The following is a 21,028-nucleotide window of genomic DNA, read 5'->3' on the forward strand; positions in this document are numbered from 1 at the left end:
CTGCGAAAGTCGGCCGGACCGTGCGGCGTTAAGCTTGCATCCCCGCAATCCGCCCTCACATCCGCTCGATGGAACAGTTTCACGGAACCACGATCATCAGCGTGCGCCGCAAGACCTCCGCTGGCGACCAGGTCGCGATCGGCGGCGATGGCCAGGTCACGCTCGGCAACATCGTCATCAAGGGCAGCGCGCGCAAGGTGCGCCGGCTCCATCACGGCAAGGTGCTGGCGGGTTTTGCCGGCGCCACGGCCGATGCCTTCACCCTGTTCGAGCGCTTCGAAGCCAAGCTCGAAAAGCACCAGGGCCACCTGGCGCGCGCGGCCATCGAACTCACCAAGGACTGGCGCACCGATCGCGTGCTGCGCCGCCTCGAAGCGATGCTGGCCGTGGCCGATGCGACCACCTCGCTGATCATCACCGGCAACGGCGATGTGCTGGAACCCGAGAACGGCATCATCGCGATCGGCTCCGGCGGCGCCTATGCGCAGGCCGCGGCCAAGGCGCTGCTCGATCACACCGAGCTGCCGGCCGACCAGATCGTCAAGAAGGCGCTCGAGATCGCGGGTGAACTCTGCATCTACACCAACATGCACCACACCATCGAATCGCTCTGACACCATGCCGATGACGCCCCAGGAAATCGTTTCCGAGCTCGACAACCACATCGTCGGCCAGCCCGATGCCAAGCGTGCGGTGGCGATCGCGCTGCGCAATCGCTGGCGCCGCCAGCAGGTCGACGACAAGCTGCGCGCCGAGATCACGCCCAAGAACATCCTCATGATCGGCCCGACGGGCGTGGGCAAGACCGAGATCGCGCGCCGGCTGGCGCGCCTGGCCGATGCGCCCTTCATCAAGGTCGAAGCCACCAAGTTCACCGAGGTGGGCTATGTCGGCAAGGATGTCGATTCGATCATCCGCGACCTGGCCGAGATCGCGGTCAAGCAGACGCGCGAGGGCGAAAGCGCCAAGGTGCGCATGCGCGCCGAAGACGCGGCCGAGGAGCGCATCCTCGACGTGCTGCTGCCGCCGGCGCGCACCGCCGAGGGCGCCGTGCACGACAGCGGCAACGCGACGCGCCAGGCCTTTCGCAAGAAGCTGCGCGAGCACGAGCTCGACGACAAGGAGATCGAGATCGATCTGGCCGAAGCGCGCGCGCCGCTCGAGATCATGGGCCCGGCCGGCATGGAGGAAATGACCGAGCAGCTGCGCGGCATGTTCGGCCAGCTCGGCCAGGCCAAGCGCAAGACGCGCAAGCTCAAGATCGCCGAGGCGATGCGCCTCCTGATCGACGAGGAGGCGGCCAAGCTGGTCAACGAGGACGAGATCCGCGCGCAGGCGATCCACAACGCCGAGCAGAACGGCATCGTCTTCATCGACGAAATCGACAAGGTCGCGACCCGCAGCGAAACGCAGGGCACGGATGTCTCGCGCCAGGGCGTGCAGCGGGACCTGCTGCCGCTGGTCGAAGGCACGGCGGTGAGCACCAAGTACGGCGTGGTGCGCACCGACCACATCCTCTTCATTGCCAGCGGCGCGTTCCATCTGAGCAAACCCAGCGACCTGATTCCCGAATTGCAGGGCCGGTTTCCGATCCGCGTCGAGCTGCAATCGCTGTCGGTGGCGGACTTCGAAAGCATCCTGACCCAGACGCGCGCGTCCCTGGTCAAGCAGTACCAGGCGCTGCTGGCCACCGAAGGCGTCACGCTCGAATTCACGCCCGAAGGCATCACGCGGCTGGCCAGCATCGCCTTCGAGGTCAATGAGCGCACCGAGAACATCGGTGCGCGGCGGCTGTCCACCGTGATGGAGCGGCTGCTCGACGAAGTGAGCTTCGACGCGACCAAGCTCGGCGGGCAGACGGTGCACATCGATGCCGCGTACGTCGATGCGCGCCTCGAGGCACTAAGTCACGACGAAGACCTCTCCCGATTTATTCTCTAGGCGCGCCCCCAGGCTGCGCGCACTTCGTGTCGTTTCGCCCACCCCCTGCCGGGGGCGCAGCCAGCGGCCCGGCGAAGCCGGTCCCGCGGCTGCCCAAGAACTGGTGCGTGGCGCGGCTCGAACAATGAGCGAGTGATGATCCATCACATTCATTGCGTGAGCTAAGTACTTCATTTGCAACGAAATTCGGCATTCTTGCACTCGCAAAAATGCCGCTAAGTCGTTGATTCCATTACAAAAAATACCCGCGACGCACCATTGCGCAGGAGGCGTTTCCTGCTACAGTGCAAAAAAGTGCAGTTAAGTGGGAAATAGTGTCGAGCGATGCCTTCGTCAAGGCATCCGGCCTCTCTCATCACCGGGGTTTCGTGGTCGTGTTTCAAGGCGCTTCATCGCTCAGTCTGGATGCCAAGGGGCGGCTTTCCGTGCCGACCCGGCATCGCGACGTCCTGAGCGCGACGGCGGCCGGACATCTCACCATCACCAAGCATCCCCACGGCTGCCTGATGGTGTTTCCGCGGCCCGAATGGGAGAAATTCCGCGAGCGCATCGCCGCGTTGCCGATGTCTGCCCAGTGGTGGAAGCGCGTCTTCCTGGGCAATGCGATGGACGTGGAAATGGACGGTACCGGCCGCGTGCTGGTGTCGCCCGAATTGCGCGCCGCCGCCGGCATCACGCGCGACGTGCTGCTGCTGGGCATGGGCAACAACTTCGAGCTCTGGGACAAGGCGACCTACGAGGCCAAGGAGGCCGAGGCCACCCAGGGCGAGATGCCCGACGTGTTCCAGGACTTCTCGTTCTGAGGGTCGAAGTGGATCACCCATGGACCCATACGACCGTCTTGTTGAGGGAAGCGGTGGAAGCCCTCCTTGCCGACGCGTCGCCAGCTTCCGGGACGTACGTGGACGCGACCTTCGGGCGCGGCGGCCATGCGCGGGCCATCCTGGCGAGGCTGGGGCCGTCGGGCCGGCTGATCGCGTTCGACAAGGACGCGGAAGCGGTGGCCGAAGCAGCGCGCATCCAGGATGCGCGTTTTTCCATCCGGCACCAGGGTTTCCGGGATCTCGGGGAATTGCCGCCGGCCAGCGTGGCCGGCGTGCTGATGGACCTGGGTGTCAGCTCGCCCCAGATCGACAACCCCGCACGGGGTTTTTCTTTTCGTTTCGACGGCCCGCTCGACATGCGCATGGATACCACGCGCGGCGAGAGCGTGGCCGAGTGGCTGGCGACAGCCGAAGCACAGCAGATTGCGGAGGTGATTCGTGACTATGGCGAGGAACGGTTTGCTGTTCAGATTGCAAAGGCGATTGTTGCTCGCCGACAAGAACGGGGCGCAGTTTCAACCACCACCGAACTGGCCGAGCTCGTGGCTGGCACGGTCAAAACCCGCGAGCCGGGCCAGAACCCTGCAACGCGCACATTTCAGGCTCTTCGGATTTTCATCAACGCCGAGCTTGAAGAGCTGCAACAGGCGCTAGAAGCGAGTCTGGCCGTGTTGCAACCCCAGGGCCGGCTCGCAGTGATCAGCTTCCATTCGCTGGAGGATCGCATCGTGAAGCAGTTCATCGCGAAGCACTCGCGCCAGGTCTACGACCGGCGCGCGCCGTTCGCGGCGCCGCGGGCGATGAAGCTGCGCGCCCTGGGGCGCATCAGGCCTTCGCAGGCCGAGGTGGACGGCAACCCGCGCGCGCGCAGCGCGATCCTGCGCGTCGCCGAGCGCACGGCGGAGCACTGACCGGGATGGCGCGCCTCAACTTCCTGCTGCTGATCGCCGTGCTGGGCTCGGCGATCTACCTCGTGCACACGCAGTACCTGTCGCGCCAGCTCTTCACCGAGTTCCACCGCGTCGAGCTCGAAGCCCGCCGGCTGGAACTGGACCGTGATCGCCTGGAAGTCGAGAAGCGCGCCCAGGCCACGCCGCTGCGCGTCGAGAAGCTGGCCAAGGAGCAGCTCAAGATGCGCACGACCACGCCGGCCATCACGCAGTACGTGCGCCAGGACGGGACCGTGATCCCGGCAGTGGCCGCTGCGCCCGCGGCCTCCGCGCCCCGGGCTGCGCCGAAGCTGGCGCCGAAGGGGCACCCATGATCCGGCGCAGCCGCAGCGTGCGATACACGACCAGTCCGCTGCTCGCCAGCAAGACGCCGGTCTGGCGCAGCAAGTTCATCGTTGCCGGCATCGCGCTCGGCTTCCTGATGCTGGCCGGCCGCGCGGCCTATGTGCAGGTGTTCGGCAATGCCTTCTTCCAGCGCCAGGGCGAGGTGCGCTTCACGCGCACGCTGGAACTGCCCGCCAACCGCGGCCGCATCCTCGACCGCAACGGCCTCCTGTTGGCGTCCAGCGTGGTCGCTCCGAGCATCTGGGCCATCCCCGAGGACATCGAGCGCGACGATCCCGAGGTCAAGGCCAAGCTCAGGCAGGTGGCACAGCTGCTGGGCATGGCGCAGAAGGACTTCGACAGGAAGCTCGAGGACGAGGACCGAACCTTCGTCTGGATCCGGCGCCAGGTCGACGAGCCGATCGCCAAGCAGATCGCTGCGCTCAACATCAAGGGCATCTACCAGCGCAAGGAATACAAGCGCCAGTATCCGGAAGGCGAGGCCGCGGCCCATGTGGTCGGCTTCACCAATGTCGAGGACAACGGCCAGGAAGGCATCGAACTCGCATTCAACAAGGAGCTTGCCGGCAAGGCCGGTTCGCGCCGCGTGATCAAGGACCGCCTCGGCCGCGTGGTCGAAGGCGTCGGCGAGCAGGTGCCGCCGGCCGAAGGCCGGGACATCCAGCTCAGCGTCGACAGCAAGGTGCAATTCTTCGCCTACCAGAAGCTGCGCGATGCCGTGACGGCCCACAAGGCCCGGGCCGGCAGCGTGGTCGTGCTCGACGCCATCACCGGCGAAGTGCTGGCGCTGGCCAACTACCCGAGTTACGTGCCCGACAAGCGGCAGAATCTCACCGGCGAACAGTTGCGCAACCGCGCGCTGACCGACACCTTCGAGCCCGGCTCGACCATGAAGCCGATCACCATCGGCATGGCGCTCGAGGCCGGCCGCGTGAAGCCGTCGACCCTGGTCGACACCGCGCCCGGCCGCTTCCAGATCGGCGGCTTCACCATCAGCGACACGCACAACTACGGGATGCTGACGGTCGAGGGCGTGATCCAGAAGTCCAGCAACATCGGCGCGCTCAAGATCGCGCAGAAGATGACGCCGCGCGAGATGTGGGACACCTATACCGCGCTCGGCTATGGCCAGAAGCCGCAGATCCAGTTCCCCGGCGCGGTGACCGGCCGGCTGCGGCCCTGGAAGAACTGGCGGCCGGTCGAGCAGGCGACCATGGCCTACGGCTACGGCCTCTCGGCCTCGCTGTTCCAGATGGCGCATTCGTACACCTCGTTCGCGCACGACGGCGACATCATCCCGGTCACCATCCTCAAGAGCCCGGAGCCGGCCGTCGGCGTGAAGGTGTTCTCGGCGCAGAACGCGCTGGCCGTGCGCAAGATGCTGCAGATGGCCGCCGGCCCCGGCGGCACGGGGCCGCTGGCGCAAACCATCGGCTATTCGGTCGGCGGCAAGTCGGGCACGGCGCACAAGCAGGAAGGCCGCGGCTACGCGGGCCACAAATACCGTTCCTGGTTCACGGGCATGGCACCGATCGAGAAGCCGCGCATCATCGTCGCGGTGATGATCGACGAGCCGAGCGACGGCCAGTATTTCGGCGGCATCGTGGCCGCGCCCGTGTTCAGCGAAGTCGTGCAGCAGACGCTGCGCATGATGAACGTGCCGCCCGACCTGGCCGTCAAGCCGCTGGTGGTGACCAGCGGCGTGGAGGAGAGCTTCTGATGCTGACGCTCCACACTCCCGACGAAGCCGCGCGCTGGCTCAAGTCGCGCGTGCGCGGCGTGCTGCATGCCGACAGCCGGCCGGTGGCCGCGGGCGACGGCTTCATCGCCTGGCCGGGCGCAGCGACCGACGGCCGCCGCCATGTCGCGGCCGCGCTGGCGCAGGGCGCCGCGGCCTGCCTGGTCGAGCGCGAGGGCGTCGAGCCGTTCGGCTTCGACGGCGATGCGATCGCCGGCTATGCGGGCCTGAAGGCCGCGACCGGCCCCATCGCCGCCGCGTACCACGACATGCCTTCCGAACGGCTCGATGTGCTCGCCGTCACCGGCACCAATGGCAAGACCTCCACCGCATGGTGGCTGGGCCAGGCGCTGTCGAACGCGGCCAGGCCGGGGACCGGCCCCTGCGGCGTGATCGGCACGCTCGGCATCGGCGTGCCGCCGGAGCTCAGCTACACCGGCCTCACCACGCCCGATCCGGTGATGCTGCAGCGCGAGCTGCGCAGCTTTGCCGATCGCGGCTTCGGCGCCTGCGCGATCGAGGCATCGTCGATCGGCATCGCCGAACGCCGCCTGGACGGCACGCGCATCGCCCTCGCGGTGTTCACCAATTTCACGCAGGACCATCTCGACTACCACGGCAGCATGGACGCCTACTGGCAGGCCAAGGCCGAGCTGTTCCGCTGGCCCGGCCTGCACGCCGCGGTGGTCAACATCGACGACCTGCATGGCGCCTCGCTGGTGGCGAGCCTGATGGAAAAGGGCGTCGGCGCGCTCGACGTCTGGACCGTGTCGGCCAGCGGCGCGCCGGCCCGGCTCGCGGCCGAGGACATCGGCTATGACGCGCAGGGCCTGCAGTTCTCGGTGGTGGAGCGGGGCGCCGCGCGCCAGCGCCTGTCGACGCAGCTGATCGGCCAGTACAACGTCGCCAACCTGCTGGGCGTGCTGGGCACGCTGCGCGCGCTCGGCCTGTCGCTCGAAGACGCGGTGCAGGCCTGCGGCCGGCTCGACAGCGTGCCCGGCCGCATGGAGCGCATCAGCGTGCCGGGCCAGCCGCTGGCCGTGGTTGACTATGCGCACACGCCCGACGCGCTCGACAAGGCGCTCGCCGGCCTGCGGCCGCTGGCGCAGCAGCGCGGCGGGGTGCTGTGGTGCGTCTTCGGCTGCGGCGGCGACCGCGACACGGCCAAGCGGCCCATGATGGCCGCGGTGGCCGAGAAGCAGGCCGATCGCGTGGTCGTCACCAGCGACAACCCGCGCAGCGAGACACCGTCGGCGATCGTCAGCCAGATCCTGCTCGGCCTGGCGAACCCCGAGGCCGCGCAGGTCGAGCCCGATCGTGCGAAGGCGATCGCCGACACGCTGGCGCAGGCGGCGCCCGAGGACGTGGTGCTGCTCGCCGGCAAGGGCCACGAGGCGTGGCAGGAGATCGCCGGCGAACGCATCGCCTTTTCGGATCGCACGCATGCGATCGATGCACTGACGCGAAGGACAGCTGGATGAACGACGCGCTCGCGACCGCGCCGATGATGACCCTGGGTCAGGCCCTGCCGTGGATTCCCGGCGCACGCCTGGTCGGCGGCGCTGCCACGCCGATCCTGCGCGTGCACACCGACACGCGCACGCTCGCGCCCGGCGACCTGTTCGTGGCGCTGAAGGGCGAACGCTTCGATGCCAACGCCTACCTCGACGACGCCCGCACGCGCGGCGCGGCCGCGGCGATCGCGCATGGCGGCCTCGAAGCCGCGGGCCTCGCGGGCCTCGAAGTGCCCGACACGCTGGCCGCGCTCGGCGCGCTGGCCACTGGCTGGCGTTCGCAGTTCGAGCTGCCGATGGTGGCCGTCACCGGCAGCAACGGCAAGACCACCGTCACGCAGATGATCGCGGCGATTCTGCGCGTGGCCTGCGGCGATCGCGCACTCGCCACCGCGGGCAACTTCAACAACGAGATCGGCGTGCCGCTGACGCTGCTGCGGCTGCGCGCGCACCACCAGCTGGCCGTGGTCGAGCTGGGGATGAACCATCCGGGCGAGATCGCGCGTCTGGCCGCGATGGCGCGCCCCTCCATCGCGCTGGTGAACAACGCGCAGCGCGAGCACCAGGAATTCATGACCAGCGTCGAGGCCGTGGCGCGCGAGAACGGCGCGGCCTTCATCACGCTGCCGGGCAACGGCACCGCGGTGTTCCCCTATGGCGACGAATTCACGCCGCTGTGGGACGAGCTCGCGCACAAGGGCGCGCCGCGCCGCTGCCTGACCTTCGGCGAACATGCCGATGCGGACATCACGCTGCTGGCGGCCGACTGGCAGCGCGGCGCCTGGCAGTTCGAAGCCCGCACGCCGGTCGGCGATCTGCGCTGCGCGCTGCGCATCGCGGGCCGCCACAACGTGGTCAACGCGCTGGCGGCGATCGCCTGTTCGCTCGCCAGCGGCGTGTCGCTCGACAAGATCGCCGAAGGGCTGGCCGCGTTCGAGCCGGTCAAGGGACGTTCGCGCGCCGCCGAGCTGCTGCTGCCGGGCGGCCGCGCGATCACGCTGATCGACGACAGCTACAACGCCAATCCCGACTCGGTGCGCGCCGCCATCGACGTGCTCGCCAGCCTGCCCGGTCCGCGCGTGCTGGTGCTGGGTGACATGGGCGAGGTCGGCGACCGCGGTCCGCAGTTCCATGCCGAGGTCGGCGCCTGGGCGCGCGAGCGCGGCATCGAGACCCTGTTCGCACTGGGCCAGGAATCGGCGCACAGCATCGCGGCCTTCAGGGCGTCCGCGGCTTCACGCGTTGCCGAAGGCAGGCACTTCGACGACATCGAGACGCTCAAGGACGCGGTGCTCGCACGCTTGCCGGAGACCGCCAGCGTGCTGGTCAAGGGATCGCGATTCATGCGGATGGAGCGCGTGGTCCAGACCATCGCCGCGGCCGGCACGCCACGACAACAACAACAAAACAAGGAGGCCGGCCATGTCGAATGAGCCGCGCTTGGCAATCTCATGCTGATGAGCCTGGCCCAATGGCTGCAGACGGTGTCGCCCGACTTCGGGTTCCTGCGCATCTTCCAGTACCTCACCTTCCGCGCGCTGATGGCGGCGCTGACGGCGCTGCTGGTCGGGCTGATCGCCGGGCCGTACGTGATCCGCCGGCTCACTGCGCTCAAGATCGGCCAGCCGGTGCGCGGCTACGGCATGGAGAGCCATCTGACCAAGAGCGGCACGCCCACGATGGGCGGCGTCCTCGTGCTGTTCGCGATCGCGTTCGCCACGCTGCTGTGGTTCGACATGTCGAACCGCTTCGTGTGGATCGTGCTGTGGGTCACGCTCGGCTTCGGCGCCATCGGCTGGGTCGACGACTGGCGCAAGGTGGTGCGCAAGGATCCGGAGGGCATGCGCTCGCGCGAGAAATACTTCTGGCAGTCGGTGGTCGGCCTGGTGGCCGGCTTCTACCTGCTGTTCAGCATTTCAGAGAGCTCCAACTGGCGCGTGCTCGAGCTGTTTTCCAGCTGGGTGAGCTCGGGCTTCGACCTGAGCTTCCCGCCCAAGATCAACCTGCTGGTGCCTTTCTTCAAGGAAGTGAGCTATCCGCTGGGCGGCATCGGCTTCGTGATCCTCACCTACCTGGTGATCGTCGGCGCGAGCAATGCGGTCAACCTCACCGATGGCCTCGACGGCCTGGCGATCATGCCGGTCGTGATGGTCGGCTCCGCGCTGGGCGTGTTCGCCTACGTCACGGGCAGCGCCGTGTATTCGCGCTACCTGCTGTTCCCGCACATCCCGGGCTCGGGCGAGCTGCTGGTGTTCTGCTCGGCGATGGCGGGCGCCGGCCTGGCCTTCCTCTGGTTCAACACCCATCCGGCGCAGGTCTTCATGGGCGACGTGGGCGCGCTCGCGCTCGGCGGCGCGCTCGGCACCATCGCGGTGATCGTGCGGCAGGAGATCGTCTTCTTCATCATGGGCGGCATCTTCGTGGTCGAGGCGATCTCGGTGATGGCGCAGGTCACCTACTTCAAGTACACCAAGAAGCGCTTCGGCGAAGGCCGCCGCGTGCTCAAGATGGCGCCGCTGCACCATCACTTCGAGAAGAGCGGCTGGCGCGAGACGCAGGTCGTGGTGCGCTTCTGGATCATCACCATGCTGTTGTGCCTGGTGGGCCTGTCGACGTTGAAGCTGCGGTGAAGCCCATGCGACATCTGCAAGACCTTCACGTGCTCGTCCTGGGCCTCGGTGCGTCCGGCCTGGCGATGGCGCGCTGGTGTGCGCGCCACGGCGCGATGGTGACGGTGGCCGACACGCGCGAGGCGCCGCCGCAGCGCGATGCGCTCAGGCAGGCGGTGCCCGGCGCAGTCTTCGTCGGCGGCCCGTTCACGGCTGCGCTGGTCGAAGGCACGTCGGTGCGCGCGGTCCATGTGTCGCCGGGCCTGTCGCCGGCCTCGGTCGCCGTGGTGACCGGCGCGGCGCGGGCGATCGGCCTGCCGGTGGGTGGCGAGCTCGAGCTGTTCGCGCAGGCGCTGGCGGATCTGCGCACGGTCGACGTCGTCGATGCGCCGACGGTCGAGGACACGCCGCTCGCGGCACCGGTCCTCGAACCCGAGGCGACGCCGCCCGAGGCCGTCGAGCAAGCCGAGCCCACGCAAGGCCAGCCGGCCGCGGAATCCGCCGAGGACGAAGACGACGACATCGCCGCCGAATCGCCGGCGCCGGTCATCGAGCCGCCTGCGCCCGCGCCGCAGGGCTATGCGCCCGCGGTGCTGGCCATCACCGGCACCAATGGCAAGACGACCGTCACCGCGCTCACCGGTCAACTGGTGGCGCGTGCCGGCAAGAGCGTCGCGGTCGCCGGCAACATCGGCCCGACCTTGCTGGACACCCTGGCCGCGCACCTCGACGCCGGCACGCTGCCCGAGGTCTGGGTGCTCGAGCTCTCGAGCTTCCAGCTCGAAGGCGTGCAGGGCTTCGAGCCCACGGCCGCCACGGTGCTCAACTTGTCGCAGGACCATCTCGACTGGCACGGCGACATGGCCGCGTATGCGGCGGCCAAGGCGCGCGTTTTCGGCACGCGCGGCGTGATGGTGCTCAACCGGGAAGACGACGCCGTCATGGCCATGCGGCCTGCGCCGGTCAAGCTCCCCAAGGGGCAGGTCGCGCGCAGCATCGTCACCTTCGGCGCCGGCCTGCCGCAGCGGCCGGGCGACTACGGCATCGAGCGAATCAACGGCATGGGCTGGCTGGTGCGCGCGCTCGAGGCCGACGAGACGCAGAAGCGCAAGCGCGGCGCGGCCATCGAGGAAGAAGAGATCCACATCCAGCGCCTGATGCCCGCCGACGCACTGCGCATCCGCGGCCGGCACAACGCGCTCAACGCGCTGGCGGCGCTCGCGCTCGCCACGGCTGCCGGCTGCCAGCTCGGCCCGATGCTCTACGGCCTGCGCGAGTACCACGGCGAGCCGCATCGCGTCGAGCCGGTGGCGATCGTGGACGAGGTCGAGTACTTCGACGACAGCAAGGGCACCAACGTCGGCGCGACGGTCGCTGCACTCGGCAGCCTGGGCGAGGAGCGGCGGGTCGTCGTGATCCTCGGCGGCGAAGGCAAGGGCCAGGACTTCGCGCCGCTGGCCGCGCCGGTGCGCCAGTACGCGCGTGCCGTCGTGCTGATCGGCCGCGATGCACCGCTGATCGAAGCCGCACTGGCGTCCACCGGCGTCACGATGCAGGCCGCTGCGTCGCTGTCCGAAGCCGTCCAGGCCGCGGCCGGCCGCGCCCATCCGGGCGACGCCGTGCTGCTGTCGCCGGCCTGCGCGAGCTTCGACATGTTCAAGGACTACGCGCACCGCGCCGCCGTCTTCTGCGAGGCCGTGCAGGCGCTCGCCGATGCACCGCGCGACGCCGGCGGGGAGATCGCATGAACACCGCCACCGCCGCCGCTGCGACGCCCAACAAGACCGGCCGCTTCAACGGCTGGTTCAGCCGCGCCAAGAGCAGCATCGATGCGCTGCCCATGCACCTGCCCGTGCGCCTCGGCAACGCCGGCATGACGCAGACCAAGGCGGCGCCGATGCGCGTGCTCGGCTTCGATCAGGCACTCGTTTGGGTCACGGTCGCGCTCCTGGCCTGGGGCCTCGTGATGGTGTACTCGGCCTCGATCGCGCTGCCGGACAACCCGCGCTTCGCGCGCGCCGGCTACGGCCCCGCCTTCTTCCTCACGCGGCACCTGGCGTCGATCGTGATCGCCTTCATCGCCGGCCTTTTGACCTTCCAGATCCCGATGAAGACCTGGGAACGCGCCGCGCCCTGGCTCTTCGTCGCGTCGCTGCTGCTGCTGGTGGTGGTGCTGATTCCGCACATCGGCATCAACGTCAACGGCGCGCGCCGCTGGCTGCCGCTCGGCTTCATGCGCTTCCAGCCGTCGGAGCTGGCCAAGCTGGCGATGATTCTCTACGCCGCCAGCTACATGGTGCGCAAGATGGAAATCAAGGAGCGCTTCTTCCGCGCCGTGCTGCCGATGGGCATCGCGGTCGTGGTGGTCGGCATGCTGGTGATGGCGGAGCCCGACATGGGCGCCTTCATGGTGATCGCGGTGATCGCCATGGGCATCCTGTTCCTCGGCGGTGTGAACGCGCGCATGTTCTTCGTCATCGCGACGCTGGTGGTGGTCGCCTTCGCCTCGATCGTGGCGTCGAGCTCTTGGCGGCGCGAGCGGATCTTCGCCTACCTCGACCCGTGGACCGAGGAGCATGCGCTCGGCAAGGGCTACCAGCTGTCGCACTCGCTGATCGCGATCGGCCGCGGCGAGATCTTCGGCGTCGGCCTCGGCGGCAGCGTCGAGAAGCTGCACTGGCTGCCCGAGGCGCACACCGACTTCCTGCTTGCCGTGATCGGCGAGGAATTCGGCCTCGTCGGCGTGCTGCTCGCGATCGGCCTGTTCCTCTGGCTCACGCGCCGCATCATGCACATCGGCCGCCAGGCGATCGCGCTCGACCGCGTGTTCTCCGGCCTCGTGGCGCAGGGCGTCGGCGTGTGGATGGGCTTCCAGGCCTTCATCAACATGGGCGTCAACCTGGGTGCCTTGCCGACCAAGGGCCTGACCCTGCCGCTGATGAGCTTCGGCGGTTCGGCGATCCTGATGAACGTGATCGCGCTGGCGATCGTGCTGCGCATCGACTACGAGAACCGCGTGCTGATGCGTGGGGGCCGGCTATGAGCAGGACAGCACTGGTCATGGCGGGTGGCACGGGCGGGCACATCTTCCCGGGTCTCGCCGTGGCCGAGGCCTTGCGCGAACGCGGCTGGCGCGTGCACTGGCTGGGCGCGCCCGGCAGCATGGAGGAAAAGCTGGTGCCGCCGCGGGGCTTCGCCTTCGAGCCGGTGCAGTTCGGCGGCCTGCGCGGCAAGGGCCTCGTGACCTTCGCCTTGCTGCCGCTGCGCCTCTTGCGCGCCTTTCTGCAGAGCCTGCGCGTCGTGCGCCGGGTGCAGCCCGACGTCGTCGTCGGCCTGGGCGGCTACATCACCTTTCCGGGCGGCATGATGAGCGTGCTGCTGCGCAAGCCGCTGGTGCTGCACGAGCAGAACTCGGTCGCGGGCCTGGCCAACCGCGTGCTCGCGAGCGTCGCGGACCGCGCCTTCACGGCCTTCCCCAACGTGATCAAGACCGCGCACTGGGTCGGTAATCCCTTGCGCGGCGCGTTCATGCAGCAGCCCGATCCGGCGGTGCGCTTCGCCGGCCGCAGCGGTCCGCTCCGGCTGCTGGTGGTGGGCGGCAGCCTCGGCGCGCGCGCGCTCAATGCGGTGGTGCCGAAGGCGCTCGCGCTGATCGCGCCGCAGCAGCGCCCGCACGTCATCCACCAGAGCGGCGCGAAGCAGATCGACGAGCTGCGCGCCAACTACGCGGCCGCCGGCGTCGAGGGCGAGCTCACCCCCTTCATCGAAGACACCGCCAGCGCGTACGCCGATGCCGACCTGATCGTCGCGCGTGCCGGCGCCAGCACCGTCACCGAGATCGCGGCCGTCGGCGCAGCAGCGCTGTTCGTGCCTTTCCCTTCCGCCGTGGACGACCACCAGACCACCAACGCGCGCTTCCTCGTCGACGCGGGCGGCGGCTGGCTCGTTCAACAGACCGAACTCACACCCGAATTGCTGGCCGACTTGCTACAGAAAACCGACCGCCCCGCGCTGCTGGAGCGCGCCATCAAGGCCAAGACGATGCGCAAGACCGAAGCGGTCGATGCAGTCGTCCGCGCCTGCGAGGAGCTTGCCCTATGAAGCATGCGATCCGTCACATCCACTTCGTCGGCCTCGGCGGCGCCGGCATGAGCGGCATCGCCGAGATCCTGTTCAACCTCGGCTACAGGATCTCCGGCTCCGACCTGGCCGACAGCGCGACGCTCAAGCGGCTCGCCGGCCTCGGTATCGCGACCTTCGTCGGCCACGATGCGGCGAACATCGCCGGTGCCGATGCGGTCGTCACCTCGACCGCCGTGCATGCCGACAATCCCGAGGTCGTGGCGGCGCGCGAGAAGCGCATCCCGGTGGTGCCGCGCGCCCTGATGCTGGCCGAGCTGATGCGCCTCAAGCAGGGCATCGCGATCGCCGGTACCCACGGCAAGACCACCACCACCAGCCTGGTCGCGAGCGTGCTCGCCGCCGCCGGGCTCGACCCGACCTTCGTCATCGGTGGCCGGCTCAACAGCGCGGGCGCCAATGCCCAGCTCGGCAGCGGCGACTACATCGTGGTGGAGGCCGACGAATCGGATGCCTCGTTCCTGAACCTGCTGCCGATCATGGCCGTGGTCACGAACATCGACGCCGACCACATGGAGACCTATGGCCACGACTTCGCGCGCCTGCAGAAGGCCTTCGTCGACTTCCTGCACCGCATGCCGTTCTACGGCGTCGCGATCCTGTGCACCGACGACGCGGCGGTGCGCGCGATCGTGACCGAGGTGTCCTGCCCGGTCACCAGCTACGGCTTCAACGAGGAGGCCCAGGTGCGCGCGGTCAACGTGCGCGCCGTCGGTGCCCAGATGCATTTCACCGCCCAGCGGCGCAACGGCGTCACGCTGCCGGACCTGGACATCGTGCTGAACCTGCCGGGCGAGCACAACGTGCTGAATGCGCTGTCGGTGATCGCGGTGGCGGTCGAGCTCAACGTGCCCGACGAGGCGGTGCAGCGCGGCCTGGCCGACTTCAAGGGCGTGGGCCGGCGCTTCCAGCGCTATGGCGAGGTGCGTCTCAAGACCGCGAGCGTGCAGGACAGCTTCACGCTGATCGACGACTATGGCCATCATCCGGTCGAGATGGCCGCCACCATCGCCGCGGCGCGCGGCGCCTTCCCGGGCCGGCGGCTGGTGCTGGCCTTCCAGCCGCACCGCTTCACGCGCACGCGCGATTGCTTCGAGGATTTCGTCAAGGTCATCGGCCAGGCCGACGCGGTGCTGCTGGGCGAGGTCTATGCGGCCGGCGAGGCGCCGATCGTGGCCGCGGACGGCCGTTCGCTGGCGCGCGCGCTGCGCGTGGCGGGCAAGGTCGAGCCGGTGTTCGTCGACGAGATCGCCGCGATGCCGCAGGCCATCCTCGACAACGCACGCGACGGCGACGTCGTGATCTGCATGGGCGCGGGTTCGATCGGCGCCGTGCCGGCCAAGGTGGTCGAACTCGGCGGCGCCGCATCGCCGAAGTCGGAGCGCCTCACGCGCGAAGGGAGGGCACTGTGAAACCGATCGATCCGAAGGCCATGGGCAAAGTCGCGGTGCTGTTCGGCGGCAGCTCGGCCGAACGCGAGATCTCGATCATGTCGGGCACCGGCGTGCTTGCCGCGCTGCGCTCGCGCGGCGTCGATGCGCACGCCTTCGATCCGGCCGAGCGCGAATTGTGGGAACTCCGGCGCGACGGCTTCGCGCGCTGCTTCGTCGTGCTGCATGGCCGCCACGGCGAGGACGGCACGGTGCAGGGTGCGCTCGAATTGCTCGGCATTCCCTACACCGGCTCCGGCGTGATGGCCTCCAGCGTGGCGATGGACAAGGTCATGACCAAGCGCATCTGGCAGGCCGACGGCCTGCCGACGCCGCGCTACGTGCGCCTGGCCTTCGACCAGCAGAGCCGCGAGCAGGTGCTGGCGGTGCCCGACGTGCTGGGCCTGCCGGTGATCGTGAAGCCGCCGCGCGAGGGCTCCTCGATCGGCGTGACCAAGGTCGAGGGCTATTCGCAGATGCAGGATGCCGTCGCGCTCGCGGTGCGCTACGACCACGATGTGCTGTGCGAGGAATTCATCGAAGGCGAGGAAGTCACCTGCCCGGTGCTGGGCAGCGGGCTCGGCGCCGAGGCGCTGCCGGTGGTGCGCATCGCTGCGCCCGAAGGTGCCTACGACTACCAGAACAAGTACTTCACCGACGAGGTCAAGTACCACTGCCCGAGCGGCCTGCCGCCGGCGGAAGAACAGGAGATCCGGCGCATCACGCTGGCGGCCTACCACCAGCTCGGCTGCCGCGGCTGGGGCCGCGCCGACCTGATGATCCGCGCCAGCGACCGCAAGCCCTTCCTGCTGGAGATGAACACCTCGCCCGGCATGACCACCCATTCGCTGGTGCCGATGTCGGCCCGCGCGGCGGGCATCGCCTACGAAGACCTGTGCCTGCGCGTGCTGGCCTCGGCCACGCTCGATTCGAAGGCGGAGGAACGATGAGCACCGCACGGCCGCCCGAAGGTGCTCGCCCCCTCGCTTGCGAGGGGGTTGGCGCAGCCGCGCAGCGGCGCAGCCTGGGGGAGTTCTCTGTATGACCGACAGCATCCCCGTGCCCTTCGACGTCAAGCTCATGAACGCGACCGCGGCGCTGGTGTTCGCGTCGTTCGTGCTCGTGCTGCTGGCCGCGGGCGCGTGGTGGGTGCTGCGCCAGCCCTTCTTTCCGATCGCCGGCATCAAGGTCGACGGCGACATCACGCACAACAACGCCGTCACCCTGCGCGCCAACGTGACGCCGCAGCTGTCGGGCAACTTCTTCACCATCGATCTGACGCGCGCACGCACCGCCTTCGAGTCGGTGCCCTGGGTGCGCAAGGCGGTGGTGCGGCGCGAGTTTCCGAACAAGCTGCGCGCGACGCTGACCGAGCAGGTGCCGGTCGCGCACTGGGGCGACGACGCCGACTCGAAGCTGATCAACGGCTTCGGCGAGGTGTTCGAGGCCAACGTGGCCGAGGTCGACGACGGCTTGCCGCGCCTGGACGGGCCGGTCGAACAGGCCGGCCAGGTGCTGGGCATGTACCGCGTGTTGCAGCCGCTGTTCCAGCCCTACGACCTGACGATCGACGATCTCTCGCTGTCGAGCCGCGGCAGCTGGCGCGTCGTGCTGGAGACCGGTGCGGTGATCGAACTCGGCCGCGGGTCGGGCGATGAAGTGGTGGCCCGTACGCAGCGTTTCCTGCGCACGGTGACGCCGGTGGCAAGCCGCTACGGGCGCACGCTCGCTGCGGTGGAGGGCGCCGATCTGCGGCACAACGATGGCTACGCATTGCGCTTGCACGGCGTGACCACGGTCGCACCGGACGCGAAGAAAAAATAGCGAACAGAGGAAGTTTCATGTCCAAGGAATACAAAGACCTGGTTGTCGGCCTCGACATCGGTACCGCCAAGGTGATGGCGGTGGTGGCCGAGGTGCTGCCCAACGGCGAGCTCAAGCTCGCCGGCCTCGGCATCGCGCCCAGCAACGGGCTCAAGCGCGGCGTGGTGGTGAACATCGACGCCACGGTGCAGAGCATCCAGCAGGCGCTCAAGGAAGCGGAGCTGATGGCCGACTGCAAGATCGGCCGCGTCTACACCGGCATCACCGGCAGCCACATCCGCGGCATCAACTCGAGCGGCATGGTCGCGGTCAAGGACAAGGAAGTCACGCAGGCCGACGTGGCCCGCGTGGTGGAGACGGCGCGCGCCATCAACATCTCCAGCGACCAGCGCCTGCTCCTGGTCGAGCCGCAGGAATTCGTGATCGACGGCCAGGACGTCAAGGAGCCGATCGGCATGAGCGGCATGCGGCTCGAAGCGAAGGTGCACATCGTGACCGGCGCACAGAGCGCGGCCGAGAACATCATCAAGTGCGTGCGCCGCTGCGGCCTCGAGGTCGACCAGCTGATGCTCAACCCGCTGGCCTCCAGCCTCGCGGTGCTGACCGAGGACGAGCGCGAGCTCGGCGTGGTGCTGGTCGACATCGGCGCCGGCACTACCGACGTCGCGATCTTCACCAACGGCGCGATCCGCCACACCGCGGTGATCCCGATCGCCGGCGACCTGATCACCAGCGACATCGCGATGGCGCTGCGCACGCCGACCAAGGACGCCGAGGACATCAAGGTCGAGAACGGCTACGCCAAGCAGCTGCTGGCCGACCCCGAGACCCAGGTCGAGGTGCCGGGCCTCGGCGACCGCGGCCCGCGCATGCTGAGCAAGCAGGCGCTGGCCGGCGTGATCGAGCCGCGCGTGGAGGAGATCTTCTCGCTGGTGCAGCAGGTGGTGCGCGAGTCGGGCTACGAAGAGGTGCTGTCCTCGGGCGTGGTGCTGACCGGCGGCAGCGCGGTGATGCCCGGGATGATCGAGCTCGGCGAGGACATCTTCCTCAAGCCGGTGCGCCGAGGGATTCCGAAGTATTCGAGCGCGCTGTCCGACATGGTCGCGCAGCCGCGCGCCGCGACCGTGATGGGCCTGCTCGAGGAAGCGCGTTATGCGCGGCTGCGCGGCTTCAAGGTGGCGCAGAAGAACGGCTCCGTGAAGACGGCCTTCGGCCGCTTCAAGGATTTCATCGTGGGGAACTTTTGATGCACCCCCAGTCTTCGCGCACTTCGTGTCGCTCCGCCAACCCCCTTGCAGGGGGCAACACCGGCGGACCGGCAGAGCCGGCTCCGCGGTGTTCCTGGAACAAGGGCGCGGTCGTTCGCGCCAGCCCTTCGCGGCATTTCAACGAGCGATGGCGACGAACCGGGCCACCATCCTGAGAACCCTTCCGGTCAGCTAGAAGAACATTCAATTCATATACACGGCAACTGCAAATTTAGGAGTCAGAAAATGGCCATCGAAATGATCGAAGTCGAAGAATTCAACCAGGGCACGCAGATCAAGGTGATCGGTGTCGGCGGCGGCGGCGGCAACGCGGTCGCGCACATGATCGAGCGCAGGGTGCAGGGCGTGGAGTTCGTCTGCGCCAACACCGACGCGCAGGCGCTCAACCGCAGCAACGCGCACAAGACCATCCAGCTCGGCCTCACGGGCCGCGGCGCAGGCAGCAAGCCCGAGATCGGCCGCGAGGCCGCCGAGGTCGCGGTGGACGACATCCGCGGCGCCATCCAGGGCGCGCACATGCTGTTCATCACCGCCGGCATGGGCGGCGGCACCGGCACCGGCGCGGCGCCGGTGATCGCGCGCGTGGCCAAGGAGATGGGCATCCTCACCGTCGGCGTGGTGACCAAGCCCTTCGACTGGGAAGGCGGCAAGCGCATGACCAATGCCGATGCCGGCCTGGCCGAGCTCGAAGCCAACGTCGATTCGCTGATCGTGATCCTGAACGAGAAGCTGCTCGAAGTGCTGGGCGACGAGGTCACGCAGGACGAGGCCTTTGCGCATGCCAACGACGTGCTCAAGAATGCCGTCGGCGGCATCGCCGAGATCATCAACGAGTACGGCAACGTCAACGTCGACTTCGAGGACGTGCGCACCGTGATGGGTGAACCCGGCAAGGCCATGATGGGCACGGCCGCGGCCAGCGGCCCGGACCGCGCGCGCATCGCCGCCGAGCAGGCCGTGGCCTGCCCGCTGCTCGAAGGCATCGACCTCTCGGGTGCCAAGGGCGTGCTGGTGCTGGTGACGGCCTCGAAGGGTTCGCTCAAGCTGAGCGAATCGAAGCTGGCGATGAACACCATCCGCGCCTACGCTTCGCCCGATGCGCATGTGATCTACGGCGCGGCCTACGACGAAAGCCTCGGCGACGAGATGCGCGTGACCGTGGTCGCGACCGGCCTCTCGCGCCAGGACGCGCGCCGCCAGGCGCCGACGCTGGAAGTGATCCGCACCGGCACGGACAACATTCCGTTCCACGTGCCGACGCTGGGCGGCGGCGCGCATCCGAGCGGCCAGCCCAACTACGAAGGCATGGCGGTGCCCAGCGTGTGGCGCACCAACCGCACGATGGCCGCGGCCAAGGTGGATGCGCTGTCGTCGGGTGGCATGGACGACTTCGAGATTCCGGCCTTCCTGCGCAGGCAGGCGGATTGAGCACGCCCGGGCGGATATGGCGGCTATCGCGGACATAGCGAGGCGGACGGTACGCCGGACACCTCGCGCTCCTAAAATCGGTGCCGTGCTTGCCCAACGAACCCTCAAATCCATCACCCGTGCCGTCGGCGTGGGCCTGCACAGCGGCCAGCGGGTCGAGCTGACGCTGCGGCCGGCGCCGGTCGATTTCGGCATCGTGTTCCGCCGCGTCGATCTGCCCGAGCCGGTGTCGATCGCGATGACGGCCGAGGCCGTGACCGACACGCGGCTCGCGTCGACCGTGTCCTCGGGCGGTGCCAAGGTGCAGACCGTCGAGCACCTGATGTCGGCCTGCGCCGGCCTGGGCATCGACAACCTGCAGATCGACATCACGGCCGACGAGGTGCCGATCCTCGACGGCTCGGCATCGTCCTTCGTGTTCCTGCTGCAAAGCGCGGGCATCGAGCTGCAGAAGGCCGCGCGCCGCTTCATCCGCGTCACGCGGCCGGTCGAGGTGCGCGAAGGCGAGGGCGCCGAGGGCAAGTGGGCGCGCCTCGCGCCTTACCACGGCTACAAGCTCAGCTTCGAGATCGACTTCGACCACCGCGTGGTCAATTCGACCGGCCAGCGCGTCGAGTTCGACCTCGGCAGCGGTTCGTACAGTCGCGACATCGCGCGCGCGCGCACCTTCGGCTTCACCAAGGAGGTCGAGTACATGCGCTCGAAGGGGCTCGCGCTCGGCGGCGGGCTCGACAACGCGATCGTGATGGACGATACCAAGGTGCTCAATGCAGGCGGGCTGCGCTACGACGACGAGTTCGTCAAGCACAAGATCCTCGATGCGATGGGCGATCTCTACGTGATCGGCCGGCCTCTGCTGGCCGCCTACAGCGCCTACCGTTCCGGCCACGCGCTCAACAACAAGCTGCTGCGCGAACTGCTGGCGCACGAAGACGCCTACGAGGTCGTGACCTTCGACGACGAGAAGCGCGCGCCGGCCGGCTTCGCCGAAGTCGCGCGGGCCTGGTAGGCACGCCG

General features: G+C 68.5%; 18 protein-coding genes. All 18 read left to right on the forward strand.

The window, feature by feature from the left end; all coding sequences use genetic code 11:
- Positions 1–68 precede the first annotated feature (68 nt).
- Positions 69–614, forward strand: coding sequence for an ATP-dependent protease subunit HslV (gene hslV, locus E5P2_RS04480; RefSeq protein ID WP_162565954.1), 546 nt, complete (start codon positions 69–71; stop codon positions 612–614).
- 4 nt (positions 615–618) lie between these two features.
- Complete coding sequence (gene hslU / locus E5P2_RS04485; RefSeq protein WP_162565955.1) at positions 619–1,941, forward strand: ATP-dependent protease ATPase subunit HslU; 1,323 nt, start codon at positions 619–621, stop codon at positions 1,939–1,941.
- A 374-nt stretch (positions 1,942–2,315) separates the two neighbouring features.
- Positions 2,316–2,744, forward strand: a complete 429-nt coding sequence (mraZ, locus tag E5P2_RS04490; protein ID WP_162570338.1) for a division/cell wall cluster transcriptional repressor MraZ — start codon at positions 2,316–2,318, stop codon at positions 2,742–2,744.
- Positions 2,745–2,752: 8 nt separating this feature from the next.
- Positions 2,753–3,676 carry a 16S rRNA (cytosine(1402)-N(4))-methyltransferase RsmH gene (gene rsmH / locus E5P2_RS04495; protein WP_162565956.1) on the forward strand — a complete coding sequence of 308 codons (924 nt, stop codon included), beginning with the start codon at positions 2,753–2,755 and terminating at the stop codon, positions 3,674–3,676.
- 5 nt (positions 3,677–3,681) lie between these two features.
- On the forward strand, positions 3,682–4,029 hold the full coding sequence (ftsL, locus tag E5P2_RS04500; protein WP_162565957.1) for a cell division protein FtsL: 348 nt from the start codon (positions 3,682–3,684) through the stop codon (positions 4,027–4,029).
- Positions 4,026–5,780, forward strand: coding sequence for a peptidoglycan D,D-transpeptidase FtsI family protein (locus E5P2_RS04505; protein WP_162565958.1), 1,755 nt, complete (start codon positions 4,026–4,028; stop codon positions 5,778–5,780). Before ftsL ends, E5P2_RS04505 begins: the two co-directional genes overlap by 4 nt.
- Positions 5,780–7,279 carry a UDP-N-acetylmuramoyl-L-alanyl-D-glutamate--2,6-diaminopimelate ligase gene (locus E5P2_RS04510; protein WP_162565959.1) on the forward strand — a complete coding sequence of 500 codons (1,500 nt, stop codon included), beginning with the start codon at positions 5,780–5,782 and terminating at the stop codon, positions 7,277–7,279. Before E5P2_RS04505 ends, E5P2_RS04510 begins: the two co-directional genes overlap by 1 nt.
- Positions 7,276–8,745, forward strand: coding sequence for a UDP-N-acetylmuramoyl-tripeptide--D-alanyl-D-alanine ligase (locus E5P2_RS04515; protein ID WP_162565960.1), 1,470 nt, complete (start codon positions 7,276–7,278; stop codon positions 8,743–8,745). The genes E5P2_RS04510 and E5P2_RS04515 overlap by 4 nt, the downstream gene beginning before the upstream one ends.
- A gap of 18 nt (positions 8,746–8,763) precedes the next feature.
- Positions 8,764–9,942: a phospho-N-acetylmuramoyl-pentapeptide-transferase gene (mraY, locus tag E5P2_RS04520; protein WP_162565961.1), complete on the forward strand. Its 1,179-nt coding sequence runs from the start codon at positions 8,764–8,766 to the stop codon at positions 9,940–9,942.
- Positions 9,943–9,947: 5 nt separating this feature from the next.
- Positions 9,948–11,669, forward strand: a complete 1,722-nt coding sequence (gene murD / locus E5P2_RS04525) for a UDP-N-acetylmuramoyl-L-alanine--D-glutamate ligase (protein WP_162565962.1) — start codon at positions 9,948–9,950, stop codon at positions 11,667–11,669.
- A complete protein-coding gene (gene ftsW, locus E5P2_RS04530) occupies positions 11,666–12,964 on the forward strand; it encodes a putative lipid II flippase FtsW (protein ID WP_162565963.1) in 1,299 nt (432 codons plus the stop codon). The genes murD and ftsW overlap by 4 nt, the downstream gene beginning before the upstream one ends.
- Positions 12,961–14,022 (forward strand): undecaprenyldiphospho-muramoylpentapeptide beta-N-acetylglucosaminyltransferase, encoded by a 1,062-nt coding sequence (gene murG, locus E5P2_RS04535; RefSeq protein WP_162565964.1) that lies wholly within the window; start codon positions 12,961–12,963, stop codon positions 14,020–14,022. The genes ftsW and murG overlap by 4 nt, the downstream gene beginning before the upstream one ends.
- Positions 14,019–15,473 carry a UDP-N-acetylmuramate--L-alanine ligase gene (gene murC, locus E5P2_RS04540; RefSeq protein WP_162565965.1) on the forward strand — a complete coding sequence of 485 codons (1,455 nt, stop codon included), beginning with the start codon at positions 14,019–14,021 and terminating at the stop codon, positions 15,471–15,473. Before murG ends, murC begins: the two co-directional genes overlap by 4 nt.
- A 20-nt stretch (positions 15,474–15,493) precedes the next feature.
- Positions 15,494–16,441: a D-alanine--D-alanine ligase gene (locus tag E5P2_RS04545; RefSeq protein ID WP_174262711.1), complete on the forward strand. Its 948-nt coding sequence runs from the start codon at positions 15,494–15,496 to the stop codon at positions 16,439–16,441.
- 91 nt (positions 16,442–16,532) lie between these two features.
- Complete coding sequence (locus E5P2_RS04550; protein WP_162565967.1) at positions 16,533–17,315, forward strand: cell division protein FtsQ/DivIB; 783 nt, start codon at positions 16,533–16,535, stop codon at positions 17,313–17,315.
- 17 nt (positions 17,316–17,332) lie between these two features.
- Positions 17,333–18,562, forward strand: coding sequence for a cell division protein FtsA (gene ftsA / locus E5P2_RS04555; RefSeq protein WP_162565968.1), 1,230 nt, complete (start codon positions 17,333–17,335; stop codon positions 18,560–18,562).
- 246 nt (positions 18,563–18,808) lie between these two features.
- Positions 18,809–20,011: a cell division protein FtsZ gene (ftsZ, locus tag E5P2_RS04560; protein ID WP_162565969.1), complete on the forward strand. Its 1,203-nt coding sequence runs from the start codon at positions 18,809–18,811 to the stop codon at positions 20,009–20,011.
- An 85-nt stretch (positions 20,012–20,096) separates the two neighbouring features.
- On the forward strand, positions 20,097–21,020 hold the full coding sequence (gene lpxC, locus E5P2_RS04565) for a UDP-3-O-acyl-N-acetylglucosamine deacetylase (protein ID WP_162565970.1): 924 nt from the start codon (positions 20,097–20,099) through the stop codon (positions 21,018–21,020).
- Positions 21,021–21,028: the final 8 nt, after the last annotated feature.

The sequence above is a fragment of the Variovorax sp. SRS16 genome (assembly GCF_901827165.1).
Taxonomy (GTDB): domain Bacteria; phylum Pseudomonadota; class Gammaproteobacteria; order Burkholderiales; family Burkholderiaceae_C; genus Variovorax.